This window comes from Paraburkholderia sp. GAS41 (assembly GCF_050436545.1).
Taxonomy (GTDB): Bacteria; Pseudomonadota; Gammaproteobacteria; order Burkholderiales; family Burkholderiaceae; genus Paraburkholderia.
In genome coordinates this window covers 192577-207752 of record NZ_JBNDMK010000009.1, presented here as the reverse complement: position 1 = coordinate 207752, position 15176 = coordinate 192577, and the positions used below count along the sequence as shown (strand labels likewise).

13 protein-coding genes and 1 other RNA gene are annotated in these 15176 nt (G+C 61.8%); 8 read left to right on the top strand and 6 right to left on the bottom strand.

All coding sequences use genetic code 11. From position 1 onward, the window contains the following. Positions 1-5: 5 nt before the first annotated feature. Together P3T43_RS15420 and P3T43_RS15415 are read right to left on the bottom strand one after the other, a co-directional pair. The gene (locus tag P3T43_RS15420) at positions 6-1565 is read right to left on the bottom strand and encodes a formate dehydrogenase beta subunit (protein ID WP_429281890.1); all 1560 of its coding nucleotides are present in this window, start codon (positions 1563-1565) and stop codon (positions 6-8) included. Then, positions 1562-2053 (bottom strand): NAD(P)H-dependent oxidoreductase subunit E, encoded by a 492-nt coding sequence (locus P3T43_RS15415; protein ID WP_429281889.1) that lies wholly within the window; start codon positions 2051-2053, stop codon positions 1562-1564. The genes P3T43_RS15420 and P3T43_RS15415 overlap by 4 nt, the downstream gene beginning before the upstream one ends. A gap of 134 nt (positions 2054-2187) precedes the next feature. On the opposite strand from P3T43_RS15415, the gene P3T43_RS15410 reads away from it, so the two are divergent. Then, entirely contained in the window at positions 2188-3267 is a 1080-nt protein-coding gene (locus P3T43_RS15410; RefSeq protein ID WP_429281888.1) for a substrate-binding domain-containing protein, read from the top strand. A gap of 112 nt (positions 3268-3379) precedes the next feature. Then, positions 3380-3643 (top strand): hypothetical protein, encoded by a 264-nt coding sequence (locus P3T43_RS15405; protein ID WP_429281887.1) that lies wholly within the window; start codon positions 3380-3382, stop codon positions 3641-3643. Between the two features lie 240 nt (positions 3644-3883). Here P3T43_RS15405 and ssrA read toward each other — a convergent pair. The 4 genes from ssrA to ompA form a co-directional block, all read right to left on the bottom strand. Next, positions 3884-4253: a transfer-messenger RNA gene (gene ssrA, locus P3T43_RS15400) on the bottom strand. Positions 4254-4387: 134 nt separating this feature from the next. After that, a complete protein-coding gene (locus tag P3T43_RS15395) occupies positions 4388-5101 on the bottom strand; it encodes an HAD family hydrolase (RefSeq protein ID WP_429281886.1) in 714 nt (237 codons plus the stop codon). A gap of 25 nt (positions 5102-5126) precedes the next feature. Next, positions 5127-5825, bottom strand: coding sequence for a bifunctional 2-polyprenyl-6-hydroxyphenol methylase/3-demethylubiquinol 3-O-methyltransferase UbiG (gene ubiG, locus P3T43_RS15390; RefSeq protein ID WP_429281885.1), 699 nt, complete (start codon positions 5823-5825; stop codon positions 5127-5129). Between the two features lie 224 nt (positions 5826-6049). Beyond that, positions 6050-6700: an outer membrane protein OmpA gene (gene ompA, locus P3T43_RS15385; RefSeq protein WP_429281884.1), complete on the bottom strand. Its 651-nt coding sequence runs from the start codon at positions 6698-6700 to the stop codon at positions 6050-6052. 485 nt (positions 6701-7185) lie between these two features. Here ompA and gyrA point away from each other — a divergent pair, with 485 nt between their 5' ends. The 6 genes from gyrA to P3T43_RS15355 all read left to right on the top strand — a co-directional run bounded on the left by gyrA (position 7186) and on the right by P3T43_RS15355 (position 15170). Next, positions 7186-9816: a DNA gyrase subunit A gene (gyrA, locus tag P3T43_RS15380; protein WP_429281883.1), complete on the top strand. Its 2631-nt coding sequence runs from the start codon at positions 7186-7188 to the stop codon at positions 9814-9816. Between the two features lie 114 nt (positions 9817-9930). Further along, positions 9931-10548, top strand: coding sequence for a DUF2059 domain-containing protein (locus P3T43_RS15375; RefSeq protein WP_429281882.1), 618 nt, complete (start codon positions 9931-9933; stop codon positions 10546-10548). Positions 10549-10739: 191 nt separating this feature from the next. Further along, the gene (gene serC, locus P3T43_RS15370; RefSeq protein WP_429281881.1) at positions 10740-11822 is read left to right on the top strand and encodes a 3-phosphoserine/phosphohydroxythreonine transaminase; all 1083 of its coding nucleotides are present in this window, start codon (positions 10740-10742) and stop codon (positions 11820-11822) included. 53 nt (positions 11823-11875) lie between these two features. Continuing rightward, positions 11876-12958, top strand: coding sequence for a prephenate dehydratase (gene pheA, locus P3T43_RS15365; RefSeq protein WP_429281880.1), 1083 nt, complete (start codon positions 11876-11878; stop codon positions 12956-12958). Between the two features lie 76 nt (positions 12959-13034). Next, the gene (gene hisC, locus P3T43_RS15360; protein ID WP_429281879.1) at positions 13035-14147 is read left to right on the top strand and encodes a histidinol-phosphate transaminase; all 1113 of its coding nucleotides are present in this window, start codon (positions 13035-13037) and stop codon (positions 14145-14147) included. 81 nt (positions 14148-14228) lie between these two features. Beyond that, a complete protein-coding gene (locus tag P3T43_RS15355; RefSeq protein ID WP_429281878.1) occupies positions 14229-15170 on the top strand; it encodes a prephenate dehydrogenase in 942 nt (313 codons plus the stop codon). Positions 15171-15176 lie beyond the last annotated feature (6 nt).

Here is a 15176-nt window from a genome sequence, read left to right as displayed (position 1 = left end):
CATCTTCAGGCCGCCGCCACTTTGGGCTGGACGGTGTCGAGACCGAAGTCTTCGGGAAAGTGGTCGAGTGCGGACAGCACCGGAAAGGGCGTCATGCCGCCCATTGCGCAGAGCGAACCGGACACCATGGTGTCGCACAGGTCGCGCAGCAACTGCACCTGGCGCGTCGAAGTATCGCCATTGCGGATGCGTGCGATGACCTCGACGCCACGCGTCGAACCGATGCGACAGGGCGTGCATTTGCCGCACGATTCGAGCGCGCAGAAATGCATGGCGTATTGCGCAAGCTCGGCGAGATTCGAGGTGTCGTCATGCACCACGATGCCACCGTGACCGACCACGGCGCCCACCGCTGCATAGGCTTCGTAGTCGAGCGGAATGTCCCATTGGCTCTCCGGCAGATAGGTGCCGAGCGGGCCGCCCACCTGTACGGCGCGCGCGGGACGGCCGCTGGCGGTGCCGCCACCATAGTCGTTCAGCAGTTCGCGCAGCGTGACACCGAACGCGAGTTCGACGAGGCCGCCTTGCTTGACGTTGCCGGCGAGCTGGAACGGCAGCGTGCCACGCGAGCGGCCCATGCCGAAGTTTTGATAAAACGCCGCGCCGCGCGCGAAAATGATCGGCACCGTGGCGAGCGTGATGACATTATTGATGACAGTTGGCTGTCCGAACAAACCGATGAGCGCCGGCACGGGCGGCTTGGCCCGCACGATACCGCGCTTGCCTTCGAGCGATTCGAGCAGCGCGGTTTCTTCTCCACATACGTAGGCGCCCGCGCCTTTGGCGACGGCCAGCTCGAAGCGGTGCGCCGAGCCGAGTACGCTGTCGCCGAGCCATCCCGCTGCGCGGGCGCGCTCGAGCGCGATTTCGAGCGTCGCGATCGAATGCGGATACTCGCTGCGCACATAGATGAAGCCCTGCGTCGCGCCCGTCACGATGCCCGCGATGATCATGCCTTCGATCAGCACATACGGATCGCTTTCCATGATCAGGCGATCGGAGAAAGTGCCGGAATCGCCTTCGTCGGCATTGCAGACGATGTACTTCTGGGCAGCCTTGGCGCCACGTACGGTGCGCCACTTGATGCCGGCGGGGAACGCAGCGCCGCCACGGCCACGCAAGCCCGATTCGATCAGCGCTTCGCAGGCGGCGTCGCCGTCGGCGGTGAGCGCCCGTTCGAGGCCTTCCAGGCCGCCATGGGCGACGTAGTCCTTGATCGACAAGGGATCGGTGAGGCCGATGCGAGCGAAGGTCAGACGTTGCTGCCGTCGCAGATAGGGAATGTCGTCGACCAGTCCCACGTGGCGCGAATGGGTGCCGCCTTCGATGAAGCCGGCGTCGAATAGCGAGCCGATCTCCGCTGCGTCGACATTCGCGTAGCCGATCCGGCCGCGCGGCGTGGCGACTTCGACGAGCGGCTCGAGCCACAGCAAGCCGCGCGAGCCGTTGCGCACCAGTTCGATGTCGATGCCGCGCCGGGCGGCTTCATGGGCAATGGCTTCGGCTAACGCGTCAGCACCGAGTGCCAGCGCGGCGGAATCGCGAGGGACATAGATGCGCGTCATACGGTTGCCTCCACGCGCGTGGTTGCAGCCGCGAGCAGCGCATCGAACTTCTGGGGCGTGACCTTCGCATGCAGCGTGCCGTTGATCGTCAGCGCCGGCGAGAGCGCGCATTGACCGAGGCAATACACCGATTCGAGCCCGACGGCTGCGCCCTGTTCGCCTTGATGCGCGCTGTCGAAGCGGCACCCGGTGTGTGCTTCGATATGCTGCGCGAGCGCCTCCGTGCCCATGCTGCGGCAGGCTTCGGCGCGGCACAGTTGCACGGTGACGGGCGCAGCGGGATGGGTGCGGAAGTGGTGGTAATAGGTGAGCACACCGTGGACTTCCGCACGTGACAGGTTCAGCGTCTCGGCAAGCGGTGCCACGGTATCGGGCGGCACGAAGCCCAGTTCGTCCTGGATGGCATGCAGTACGGCAAGCAAAGAGCGGCCGGGATGCGCATGGCGCTGCACCAGTTGCTCGGGCGTGATCGCTTTGGAATCGTCCAAAGTGGGGGCTCCTCCGAAGTCTAATATGCACTTGTCATTCATAAAGTGTGCACCTATGCTTCACTCGTTTGGTCTGTGTAGACCAACGATAGGCGGGTGTTGGCCCTTCCGCAATAGGAGACGATTCAGCATATATGATCCGGATCGAATGCCACGCACAACTGGTTGTCCGCGACCCGGACGGCCGTGAAGCCAGCCTGACGGACGTCGTGCAGCTTTTGGCGCTCGTCGACGAGTCGGGCAGCATTGCCCAGGCCGCGACACTTAAGGGTTTGTCCTACCGCCACGCATGGGGACTGCTACGCAGTATCGAGGAGCGTTTGGGCGGTCCATTGATCGCCAAAGAGCGCGGTCGTGGCTCCGTGCTGTCGGAGTTGGGGCAGGCAGTGTTGCGCGCGCAGCGTCTGTGCAGCGAACGGCTCGATGGCAACATGCGGGCGCTGGCGAGCGAGGTAGCGAGCGACCTGAACCATTGGCTTGCGCCGCCCGCCGACGATGTGCGGATTCACGCGTCGCACGGCTACGCGGTGGCTGCACTGGTAACGGCGCTGGTGGCCGATGAAGTGCCCGTCGAGATCAAGTATCGCGACAGCGCGGACGCGGTCACCGCATTGGCGCGCGGGGAGTGCGATCTGGCTGGCTTTCACCTGCCACGCGGCGAATTTCGCGCCGTCTGCGCCAACACCTACCGGCGTTGGCTCGACCCTGAGCGCCATGTGCTGGTCCATCTCACGCAGCGCAAGCAGGGTCTGTTTCTCTCGAAGGGCAACCCAAAGCGGATCGGCGGACTACGCGATCTCGCACGCGACGACATCCGCTTCGTGAACCGGCAGCCGGGCTCCGGCACGCGGATGCTGCTCGATCTGGCGCTGCGGCGGGTGGGCGTCGATCCGGACCGGGTCAACGGCTATGCGTCGACGGAGCTGACGCATTCGGCGATTGCCGCGTTTGTCGCCAGTGGCATGGCCGATGTGGGATTCGGCGTCGAGCCGGCGGCGCATCATTTCGGGCTCGATTTCGTGCCGATCGTCGATGAAGACTATTACTTCGCGTGCGATCGCGCGGCGTTGGGGCGTGCGCCGCTCGCCACGGTTATCGACATGCTGTGTAGCGCCGCATTCAAGGGCGGCGTAGCCCGGCTGGATGGCTACAATCCGGCGGATTGCGGCATGCTGCTCGAGCTCGATGACGGGCTCGGTCCTGCGCTCGGGTAAGCTGCCGTAATAACACCGACAGGACATGCCGCTGCGTTTCGGGGCGGTATGCGATACTCTGTAGCCTTCAGATTTAGCCTCAATTGCGCGGCCCACACCGCGCCGGATCGACATGAACGTTCTTCTTAAAGCCTGCGCCGTGGCCGTTACGGCAGGCGCGCTGTTTGCCACCGTTTCAATAGCATTTGCGCAGAATTCGCCGGGCGTGCCTGGCGGCATCCTGGACGATGGATTTCATCTGCAGGAGCATCCGCAACTGCCGTTCGCCGCGTCGGCGCCGTCCAACAAGTACCAGTCCGACAAGAAATCCTCCATGCGCAAAAAGGGCGATCTGGGTGATCCGGATGGTTGCAACCTGCAATGCCCGCAGGATTAGCAAGCGGTACTGGCGCGCTACTTTTCTGCGCTTTCCAGAGCCAATAGGGGCTTCGATTTACGGGGCCTGCTATAGAGGTGGTTCGCGCTGTCCGAATGCAGCAATGACCGGGGTTCACGGCCTGTGAAATTTGCTGGTCTGCAAAGTATGGTTTGACGATCAATCGACGCAACAAAAAACCCCGAGAGCCTGAGGCTGTCGGGGTTTTTTGCAAAACAGTGCTGCAATTTGCAGGGTGTCTGGTGGAGGCGGCGGGAATCGAACCCGCGTCCAGAAGCACTCTACGACCAGTTCTACATGTGTAGTTCAGTCTTTTGATTTAACCATAACGACGCGGACGAACACGCTGCGTTACGGCGATTCACTAGGTTTTCGACCCGGATGTCGTGACACCACCAAGGCTTAACTGACGTATATGACCTCTGTCGGTATTGCTACCGGTCTTGCGACTCTAGCCCGTCAGTGAACTAGGCAGAGGACGGCGGCCCTTAGGCTGCCAGTGCGAACGTTTCGTCGTTTGCAGTTACGTTTTTCCCGCTGATTTACGAGGTGACGGGGCCTCGACATGCCCTGGCCGCTTCGCAACCCCTGTCGAAACCAGGTCGCCCCCGCGGTTTTTTTGGTCCGAAAATGCTGAACCAAAAGTAGATTTTACAATAGATCGACAGCCCTGTCTTGGCTGTCTTCTCATTAGACTGGCGGCGATGTGGGGGCCGAAATGCGATCCCCCACGCAAACCGCCGCTTAGCTGATCTCGCGCAGCAGATTGTGCAGTTCAGCCGGAGACTGAACGACGTACTGCGCATGCCAGCGGGTCGGCGGAATGTCGTTGCCACAATAACCATATGCAGCCGCCACTGTCACCATGCCCGCGGCAAAGCCCGCCTGGACGTCTCGCAAGTCGTCACCCACGTAGACGATCCGTTCTGGCGGAAGGTCCAGCATCCGGGCCGCGTGCAAGAGCGGCGCCGGATGGGGCTTCGAGTGCGGGGTCGTATCGCCGCTGACCACGCAGCCAGCCCGCACATCAAGACCCAGCAGTGCGACGAGCGGATCGGTCAGACGCGCGACCTTGTTGGTGACGATGCCCCAGCGCACACCGCGTGCATCCAGTTCATCGAGCACGGCATCGATGCCCTGGAAGAGCGTGGTTTCGATGCATAGGTCGGCTTCGTAATTGGCGAGAAACTCCTCCCGCATCGCCGCAAACTCGGGGTGTTCGGGGCCGATGCCGAAGGCGCCTCCAATCAGTCCGCGCGCGCCGGCCGACGCCAGCGGTCGCAGGTCGTCTAGCGGCACCATTTCGAGGCCGCGCTCGTGCCGCATCTTGTTGACGGCGGCGGCCAGATCCGGCGCTGTGTCGGCGAGGGTGCCGTCGAGGTCGAACAGAACCGCCTGGCAAAGGCCGATTGAGGCGTCGTCGTCTTCGCGCTGCGGCAGTGGGGTGGGGTCGCTCATGGATGCGTATGGGAGTCGGTGCGCGTCAGACGTCGCGGCGGCAGGCGAGCATGTAATTGATGCTCGTGTCGTGCGACAGGGCGAAGTGCTTGCTCAGCGGGTGATAGACGATGCCCTTGATATCCGCCGTGCGCAACTCGGCGGCGCGGACGAAGCCGGCCAACTCCGACGGGCGAATAAAGCGTGCGTAATCGTGGGTGCCTTTGGGCAGCATCCTCGCAATGTATTCCGCGCCGATCACCGCGAACAGATAAGACTTCACGTTGCGGTTGAGCGTCGAGAAAAAGACCCAGCCGCCAGGCTTTACCAGTGTCTTGCAGGCCTCCACGATGGCCGCGGGTTCCGGTACGTGTTCCAGCATTTCCATGCAGGTCACGACATCGTAAGTACCGGGTTCGCGGGCGGCGAGCGCCTCCGCAGCGATCTCTTCGTAATCGACGGTTACACCACTTTCAAGGCTGTGAAGATCGGCGACCCCGAGCGCTTGGCTCGACAGGTCGATTCCCTTCACATGCGCACCTAATCCGGCCATCGATTCCGTCAGAATGCCGCCGCCGCAACCAATATCCAGTACACGTTTGCCGGCCAGATGCGCGTGAGCGTCGATCCAGGTGAGCCGGACCGGATTCAGTTCGTGTAGCGGTTTGAATTCGGCGTTCGGGTCCCACCAGCGATGGGCGAGATCGCTGAATTTCTGCAGTTCGTGGGGATCGGCGTTGGTCATGGCGGATGCGGCCTTGATGAGAGCGGGTGAGCGGGTGTCGACAGTAGACCCCGAGTATATAGGCCGGGGGACAAGGCGGCAAAATGCGGCAGAAACCTCACCCGCCTGAGGCTTTGCAGTCAAAGGCGAAGGTGCGGCGGTCGCCCCAATCCGACACGGCAAAGTCTTCGGGCATAAAAAAAGCCCCGCCGAAGCGGGGCTTTGATACTGCGGTAATCTGGAGCTTACTGCTTCGAAGTACCCACAACTTCGACTTCCACGCGACGATCCGGTGCGAGGCAGGCGATGAGGGCCTTGCGGTTCTTCTGGTTGCAACCAGTCGTGACCGGGTTGCGCTTGCCCTTGCCTTCCGTATAGATACGATTGGCTTCGATACCCTTGCTGACCAGGTATGCCTTGACAGCTTGAGCACGACGCAGCGACAGGCGGTCGTTGTACTTGTCCGAACCGATACGGTCCGTGTAGCCCGTTGCAACCACGACTTCCAGGTTCAGGCCGCCGATCTTCGACGCGAGATCATCCAGCTTTTCCTTGCCGCCCGGCTTCAGGACAGCCTTGTCGAAGTCGAACAGTGCGTCAGCTTGATACGTAATCTTCTGGCTTTGGATAACCGGAGCGGGTGCCGGAGCCGGTGCGGGCGGGGTCGGTGCCTGAGCAACCAGAGCGCCATCGCACTTCGCGTTTGCGGTTGCCGGCGTCCAGAATGCATCGCGCCAGCAGAGTTCGTTCGTGCCGTTCATCCACACGTACTCGCCCGTACCGTTCACCCAGTTGTCGTTCGTAGCTTGTCGCGACGCCGGCACCGACTGTGCCATTGCGGATGCAGCCATAACTGCGGTAGCTGCAATGAACGCGAGCTTTGAAAGTTTATTCATATTTCTCCTCTCGAAATTGAGATTACCGCAGGTTTACTGCGAGCTTGTTGACGATGACAAGTCATACATTGCTCGAAGTATAACATTGGTGCAGAACAAAAAACGCGCTGTGTAGACTTCGAGCAGTGTCTAACTTCTTAGTGCGTTGGCATTTTGCCATATCGTTCCCTTCCCACGTAAAAAAATCTAGCCCCTTTCCATACCCTTGTCTGATTGTGGTGCGTCCGCAACAGAAGCGCGGGAAGAGTGCGGTGCAGCCCGCCAGTCATGGCTGAGAGCCGAATAGGGGCCAGCATAAATCGGGCCTGCTTCTGCCTGTCGCAGAAGCGTCCCTGGAGCCGTTCGGGAGCGCCCCACTAATAGGTATACGTACCCCCGCCGGGAGTGGATGCCCGGCATGTTAGAATCGCGTGATGCGTTGCGCCTGCAGCGCCTACGCGGAGGCGGGGTTCCGCCATCGTCTTCGCACGTAAAAGATACGGATAATGGATCAATTCGCCAAAGAGACTCTGCCAATCTCCCTAGAGGAGGAAATGCGCCGTTCGTATCTCGATTACGCGATGAGCGTGATCGTGGGGCGTGCGCTTCCCGATGTTCGCGATGGCCTGAAGCCGGTTCACCGGCGCGTGCTGTACGCGATGCACGAGCTGAACAATGACTGGAACCGAGCTTACAAGAAGTCGGCGCGTATTGTCGGCGACGTGATCGGTAAATATCACCCGCACGGCGACACGGCTGTCTATGACACGATTGTCCGGATGGCGCAGGATTTCTCCTTGCGCTACATGCTGGTGGACGGTCAAGGCAATTTCGGTTCAGTCGACGGCGACAACGCCGCGGCAATGCGGTACACCGAAATCCGCATGTCGAAGATCGGCCATGAGCTGCTCGCCGATATCGACAAGGAAACGGTCGACTTCACGCCGAACTACGACGGCAGTGAAAACGAGCCGGCCATCCTCCCGGCGCGGATTCCCAATCTGCTGATCAATGGCTCGTCCGGGATCGCGGTGGGAATGGCAACGAATATCCCGCCGCACAACCTGAACGAAATCGTCGACGCCTGCCAGCATCTGCTGAAGAACCCGGAAGCGACGATCGACGAACTGATCGAAATCGTTCCGGCGCCTGACTTCCCGACGGCCGGCATCATCTACGGCGTGGCCGGCGTGCGCGATGGTTATCACACTGGCCGTGGCCGCGTGGTGATGCGCGCGCTCACGCACTTCGAGGAAATCGACCGCGGCCAGCGCATGTCGATCATCGTCGACGAGCTGCCGTATCAGGTGAACAAACGCTCGCTGCTCGAGCGTATCGCCGAACTCGTCAACGAGAAGAAGCTCGAAGGCATTTCCGACATCCGCGACGAGTCCGACAAGAGCGGTATGCGGGTCGTGATCGAGCTGAAGCGCGGCGAAGTGCCCGAGGTCATCCTCAACAATCTGTACAAGGCAACCCAGCTTCAAGATACGTTCGGCATGAACATGGTCGCGCTGGTCGACGGCCAGCCGAAGCTGCTGAATCTGAAGGAAATGCTGTCCTGCTTCCTGTCGCATCGCCGGGAAGTGCTGACGCGCCGCACTGTATACGAACTGCGCAAGGCGCGTGAACGCGGTCACGTGCTGGAAGGCCTGGCCGTGGCGCTCGCCAATATCGACGAGTTCATCGCCATCATCAAGGCTGCGCCTACGCCGCCTATTGCGAAGCAGGAGTTGATGAACCGTCCGTGGGATTCGTCCCTGGTGCGCGAAATGTTGTCGCGCGCCGAGACGGAAAACGCCTCGGCGGGCGGTCGCGAAGCGTATCGCCCGGAAGGTCTGAACCCGGCGTTTGGCATGCAGTCCGACGGTCTCTATCGTCTGTCGGACACTCAGGCTCAGGAAATCTTGCAGATGCGTCTGCAACGCCTGACAGGTCTGGAGCAGGACAAGATCATTGGCGAGTACCGCGAAGTGATGGCCCAGATTGCCGACCTGCTCGACATCCTCGCCCGCCCGGAACGCATTACGGCGATCATCGTCGACGAACTCACCTCGATCAAGGCCGAATTCGGCGACGCTCGCCGTTCCAAGATCGAACTGAACGCGACCGAGCTGAACACCGAAGACCTGATCACGCCGCAGGACATGGTGGTGACCATGTCGCATGCGGGTTATGTGAAATCGCAGCCGTTGTCGGAATATCGCGCCCAGAAGCGCGGAGGTCGCGGCAAACAGGCCACTTCCATGAAGGAAGACGACTGGATCGACACGCTCTTCATCGCCAACACGCACGATCACATCCTGTGCTTCTCGAACCGCGGTCGTGTGTACTGGGTCAAGGTCTATGAAGTGCCGCAAGGCTCGCGTAATTCGCGCGGCCGCCCGATCGTCAATATGTTCCCGCTGCTGGACGGCGAAAAGATTACGGTGGTCCTGCCGGTCAAGGAATTCTCGGCCGACAAATACGTGTTCATGGCCACCGCGTTAGGAACGGTAAAAAAGACGCCGCTAGAAGCCTTTAGTCGGCCGCTGCGCAAGGGTATTATTGCGGTCGGTCTGGATGACGGTGATTACCTGATCGGCGCGGCTATCACCGATGGCCAGCACGACGTGATGTTGTTCTCGGATTCGGGCAAGGCGGTACGCTTCGACGAGAACGACGTGCGTCCGATGGGCCGGGAAGCACGCGGCGTGCGCGGCATGCAGCTCGACGATGGGCAGCAGGTCATTGCGCTGCTGGTTGCGGGCGACGAGCAGCAGTCAGTGCTTACTGCCACGGAAAACGGCTTCGGCAAACGCACGCCGATCACGGAATACACGCGCCACGGGCGCGGCACGAAGGGCATGATCGCGATCCAGACGTCGGAGCGCAACGGTCGTGTGGTTGCCGCGACGCTGGTGGATTCCGAAGCCCAGATCATGCTGATCACGAACACGGGCGTATTGATTCGCACGCGCGTGTCGGAAATCCGTGAAATGGGCCGTGCAACCCAAGGTGTTACACTCATCAGCCTTGATGAAGGGACGAAGCTTTCTGGCTTGCAGCAGGTTGCTGAGGCTGAAGCCGACGTGGAGGGTGACGCCGAGGGTCCCGCTGACGGTGACGAAAGCGGTGAAGAAGGCGGAGCAGCCTGATTCGCGCCGGCAATCATGTACAGGGTGAACGCTGCGAGGACACAGACAGGCGCATCGGGCCGATGCGCAGTCCACGCAGCAAGCAGTTCGACTAATTTCTCTTAGGGAGTAATGATGCAAAAAGGATTCAAACAGTTGATGTTGCTGGCTGCTTTCGTGCCGACCTTTGCAATGGCGCAGGCACTTCAAAGTCAAACGCCGGCTCCGGCGGACAACGGCGCGGCTGCGGCAGCACCGGTTGATCCGGCCAAGCAGGCTGCCATCAAGGATCTGCTGGACGCGATCGACGCGCAAAAGCTCGTCGGCGCAATTGGTAACAGCGCACAAATGCAAGCCAAGCAACTGGTTCCGGCCATCCTGTCGGACGCTTTGAGCGAAAACAAGACGATGACAGACAAGCAGAAGCAAGCTTCCGTTCCGACGCTGCAAAAAAATGCTGTGCCGAAGCTGGTTGACTCGGCCGGTCAGGTCTTCGCAACGGACTCGTTCCGTCAAGACGCCATGCAAGCTCAGTACGACGCTTACGCGAAGTACTACACAACGTCGGAAATCAAGGATCTGACGGCGTTCTACAAGAGCACGACGGGCCGCAAGTTCATCCAGGTTCAAGATCAGGTTGGCCGCGACGTCGTGAACGGTCTGATGCAAAAGTACATGCCTCAATCGATCAAGGCAACGCGCGCTCAAGCTGACCAGGAAGTCGCTTCGGTCAAGGCGCCGGCTGCCAAGTAAGCGCGTCGATCAGGCTGCGCTGATGCCGCATTAGCCGTCCAGCCACAGGCGCCTCGCGGCGCTCGGGTTTGGCGGGCCAGCGGCGTCAATGCGATAATGGCCGTTTGCGCACACGCGCAGACGGCCATTTTCTTTTCGGGCGCGAAATCGCAAGATTTCATTTATTGCGCGCCCGCTTCAGGGATTTCACGATGCGCGTCTTTAATTTCTCGGCCGGACCTGCGGCCATGCCCGAAGAAGTGCTGCGTCAAGCGGCCGACGAAATGCTCGACTGGCAAGGCAGCGGCATGAGCGTGATGGAAATGAGCCATCGCGGCAAAGAATTCATGTCGATCCACGAAGCGGCGCTGACAGACTTGCGCGATCTGCTCGAGGTGCCGGCAAGCCATCGCATCCTGTTTTTGCAGGGCGGCGGGCTGGGTGAGAATGCCATCGTGCCGATGAATCTGTTCGGTTCGAAGCCGCGCGCTGACTTCGTAGTGACGGGTTCCTGGTCGCAGAAGTCGTTCAAGGAAGCGCAAAAGTACGGCAGCGTCCATCTGGCGGCGAGCGGCGAGACCGCAGACGGTTTTACGCGTGCCCCTGCGCGCGCCGAATGGCAACTTTCTGACGACCCGGCTTACGTGCATCTGTGCACAAATGAGACGATTCACGGCGTCGAAACGTTCGAGATTCCCGACCTCGGCAACATTCCGCTGGTGGCCGATGCGTCGTCGCATATCCTGTCGCGTCCCATGGACATCGCCAAATATGGCGTACTGTTCGGCGGCGCGCAGAAGAACATCGGCATGGCAGGCGTCACCGTGGTGATCGTGCGCGAGGACTTGCTGGACCGGGCAATGACCGTTTGCCCGTCGGCGTTCGAGTGGAAGACCGTCGCGGCAAACAATTCGATGTTCAACACGCCGCCCACGTACGCGATCTATATCGCGGGCCTCGTGTTCAAGTGGTTGAAGAAGCAGGGCGGTCTGACCGCCATGGAGGCACGCAACGTCGAAAAGTCGAAGCTTTTGTACGACACGATCGATGCCAGCAGCTTCTACGAGAACAAGATTGAACGCGCTTCGCGCTCGCGGATGAACGTACCGTTCTTCCTCGCCGACGCAGCGCGCAACGAAGATTTCCTGGCCGGCGCGAAAGCACGCGGACTGGTGCAGTTGAAGGGCCACAAGTCCGTCGGCGGCATGCGGGCGTCAATTTACAACGCGGTGCCGCTCGAAGGCGTTAAAGCGCTTGTCGAGTACATGAAGGAATTCGAACAGCGCAGCGCCTGAGCTTCAGGCGCGGGCATCCCTTCCCGCAGTTTCCCGGCAGAGCCGTTTCACGCATGGACGACGAACTTAATACACGACTGAAACCACTGCGCGAGCGCATTGACGCGCTCGATGCGCAACTGATCGCGCTGCTGAACCAGCGCGCCGCGATTGCGCTCGAGGTCGGCGAAGTCAAGAAGCATTTCAACGCGCCAGTGTTTCGCCCGGAACGTGAGCAGCAGGTGATCGCCCGTCTGCAGGATATGAGCGACGGGCCGCTCGCCAGCGAGCACATCAGCGCGATCTGGCGCGAAATCATGGCGGCGAGCCGCGCGCTCGAGAAGACCATCAAGGCCGCTTATCTCGGCCCGGTGGGCACCTATAGCGAACAGGCGATGCACGAGTACTTCGGTCAGTCGATCGAAGGCCTGCCGTGTCCGTCGATCGATGAGGTTTTCCGCTCGGTCGAAGCCGGCGCTGCCGAGTTCGGCGTCGTGCCGGTCGAGAATTCGAACGAAGGCGCGGTGTCGCGTACGCTGGACCTGCTGCTGCAAACCCAGTTGCTGATCGGCGGCGAACTCGCTTTGCCGATCCACCATAACCTGCTGACACTCAATGGCGACCTGACCGGCGTGACACGCGTGTGCGCGCATCCGCAGGCGCTCGCGCAATGTCAGGGATGGCTCGCGTCGAATGCGCCGCATCTCGAACGGCAGGCGGTGGCGAGCAATGCCGAAGGCGCGCGGCTTGCTGCCGCTGATCCGGGCGTGGCGGCAATCGCCGGTGATCGCGCGGCCACTCACTACGGCCTGCAGGTCGCGCAGGCGCTGATCCAGGACGACCCGCATAACCGCACGCGGTTCGTGATGATCGGCAAGGAGCCCACGGGTGCAAGCGGCAGCGATCTGACCTCGCTGATCGTCTCGGTCGCGAATGAGCCGGGCGCGATGGTCAAGCTGCTGGAGCCGCTGGCTCGCCATGGAGTGTCGATGACGCGTTTCGAGTCGCGTCCGGCCCGTGTCGGGACTTGGGAGTACTACTTTTATATCGACGTCGAAGGACACCGGGACGACGCGCCGGTCGCGGCCGCGTTGGCCGAACTCGGCGAGCGGGCCGAATTCCTGAAGATTCTGGGCTCGTACCCGCGGGCGCGCTGATCCGCCCGCCTGGTTCCGTGTCGTCCAACCCCGAACCTCAACCCCTATTCAATTAGTAGTCGATCCGGAGAGATTCATGACAACGCCATTCGGCCCTTCCTACGTGCGTGCGATTGCGCCTTACATCGCCGGTAAGCCGATTGCCGAAGTGGCCCGCGAATTTGGCCTCGACGAGGCTAGCATCGTCAAGCTCGCCTCGAACGAAAATCCGCTGGGCATGCCGGAGTCGGCACAGCGCGCATTGGCGCAGGCCGCGAGCGACCTGGGCCGCTATCCGGACGCCAACGCATTTGCGCTGAAGGCCGCGTTGAGCGCACGCTATGACGTCCCGGCTGACTGGGTCACGCTCGGCAACGGCAGCAACGACATCCTCGAAATCGCGGCGCACGCGTTGGTCGAAAAGGGGCAGTCGATCGTCTACTCCGAATATTCGTTTGCGGTGTATGCGCTGGCAACCCAAGGTCTGGGCGCGCGCGCGATCGTCGTGCCGGCGGTGAAGCATGGCCACGACCTCGACGCGATGCTCGCGGCTATCACCGACGACACCCGTCTCGTGTTCGTGGCCAACCCGAACAATCCGACCGGCACCTTCATCGAAGGCCCAACACTCGAGGCGTTTCTCGACAAGGTGCCGCGCAACGTCGTAGTGGTGCTGGACGAGGCCTATACGGAATATCTGGCGCCGGAAAAGCGCTACGACTCGATTGCCTGGGTGCGCCGCTATCCGAATCTGCTCGTGTCGCGCACGTTCTCGAAGGCGTTCGGCCTCGCCGGCCTGCGCGTCGGTTTCGCGATTGCACAACCGGAGTTGACCGATCTGCTGAACCGTCTGCGCCAGCCGTTCAACGTGAATACGCTGGCTCAGGCCGCGGCGATCGCAGCGCTGCACGACAAGGCCTTCCTCGAGGAGACTGCTGCGCTCAATTCGCAGGGCTATCGTCTGTTGACCGAAGCGTTCGAGCGGCTGGGCCTTGAGTATGTGCCGTCGTACGGCAACTTCGTTCTGGTGCGAGTCGGGCGGGACGACGGCGCCGGCAACCGCGTCAATCTCGCGTTGCTCAAGCAGGGCGTGATCGTGCGTCCGGTGGGTAACTACGGTTTGCCGCAGTGGTTGCGCGTGACGATCGGTCTGCCGCAGGAAAACGAAACCTTTATCGCCGCGCTCGAAAAGACGCTCGCGCCCGCCTGAACGGCGTCAGGCGAGCGCTTGAAGCGAGCGTGAGATTTTCACCCGCGCGCCAGCGTTTCTTTTTATGGCGCGCTTCTTTCTGTGACTGACGTGGCCGGGTTTTCTTTTAACAAGCTGGTGATTTTCGGTGTCGGCCTGATCGGCGGCTCGCTGGCGCGCGCGCTGCGCGAGCGTGGCGACGTGGCAGGCGCACGTGGCGTGATCGGAGTGGGGCGCACGCCCGCGTCGATCGCGCGGGCGCTCGAACTGGGCGTGATCGACGCTGCGGTGACATTGAGCGACGACGACGCGCTGCGCGCAGCGCTCTCCGGCGCGGACTATGTCCTGCTGGCCGCGCCGGTTGCGCAAACGCAGCCGCTGCTCGAGCGCCTTGCACCGTTCCTCGAAGCCGCCACCATCGTGACCGACGCGGGTAGCACCAAGTCCGACGTCGTCGCCGCGGCGCGTGCCGCGTTGGGTGGGCGGGTCGGTCAATTCGTGCCGGGGCATCCGATTGCCGGGCGCGAATCGAGCGGCGCGGATGCCGCGTTGCCCGATCTCTACGAAGGGCGCAACGTCGTGCTGTGTGCGTTGCCCGAAAATCCACCCGCAGCGGTGGAGCGCGTCGCGGCGATGTGGCGCGCGACCGGCGCGATGGTGCACGAGATGACAGCGGAGCAACACGACCGCGTGCTGGCGTCGGTGAGTCATTTGCCGCATTTGCTGTCGTTTGCGCTGGTCGAGCAGATTCTCAACTCGCCGGACGCAGCGCTGAAATTTTCCTTTGCCGCCGGCGGTTTCCGCGATTTCACGCGGATCGCCGCGTCGAGTCCGGAAATGTGGCGTGACATCTGCGTCGCCAATCGCACCGCGCTGCTGGATGAACTGGATGCCTATACGGCGGTGCTTGCGCGCTTGCGCGCCGCCGTCGAGGCAGGAGACGGCGCGGCGCTCGAAGCTGTGTTTGCCCGCTCGCGCGTGGCACGCACCGAATGGCAGGAGCAGCGCGCGACGATCGTCGCGGGCGCTGACCCCGCGAAATAACCGGAA

Excerpts from the sequence above, each read along its gene's own strand:
- P3T43_RS15420 (WP_429281890.1), bottom strand. The coding sequence starts at position 1,565 with ATGACGCGCATCTATGTCCCTCGCGATTCCGCCGCGCTGGCACTCGGT.
- P3T43_RS15410 (WP_429281888.1), top strand. The coding sequence starts at position 2,188 with ATGATCCGGATCGAATGCCACGCACAACTGGTTGTCCGCGACCCGGAC.
- P3T43_RS15405 (WP_429281887.1), top strand. The coding sequence starts at position 3,380 with ATGAACGTTCTTCTTAAAGCCTGCGCCGTGGCCGTTACGGCAGGCGCG.
- P3T43_RS15395 (WP_429281886.1), bottom strand. The coding sequence starts at position 5,101 with ATGAGCGACCCCACCCCACTGCCGCAGCGCGAAGACGACGACGCCTCA.
- ubiG (WP_429281885.1), bottom strand. The coding sequence starts at position 5,825 with ATGACCAACGCCGATCCCCACGAACTGCAGAAATTCAGCGATCTCGCC.
- ompA (WP_429281884.1), bottom strand. The coding sequence starts at position 6,700 with ATGAATAAACTTTCAAAGCTCGCGTTCATTGCAGCTACCGCAGTTATG.
- gyrA (WP_429281883.1), top strand. The coding sequence starts at position 7,186 with ATGGATCAATTCGCCAAAGAGACTCTGCCAATCTCCCTAGAGGAGGAA.
- P3T43_RS15375 (WP_429281882.1), top strand. The coding sequence starts at position 9,931 with ATGCAAAAAGGATTCAAACAGTTGATGTTGCTGGCTGCTTTCGTGCCG.
- serC (WP_429281881.1), top strand. The coding sequence starts at position 10,740 with ATGCGCGTCTTTAATTTCTCGGCCGGACCTGCGGCCATGCCCGAAGAA.
- pheA (WP_429281880.1), top strand. The coding sequence starts at position 11,876 with ATGGACGACGAACTTAATACACGACTGAAACCACTGCGCGAGCGCATT.
- hisC (WP_429281879.1), top strand. The coding sequence starts at position 13,035 with ATGACAACGCCATTCGGCCCTTCCTACGTGCGTGCGATTGCGCCTTAC.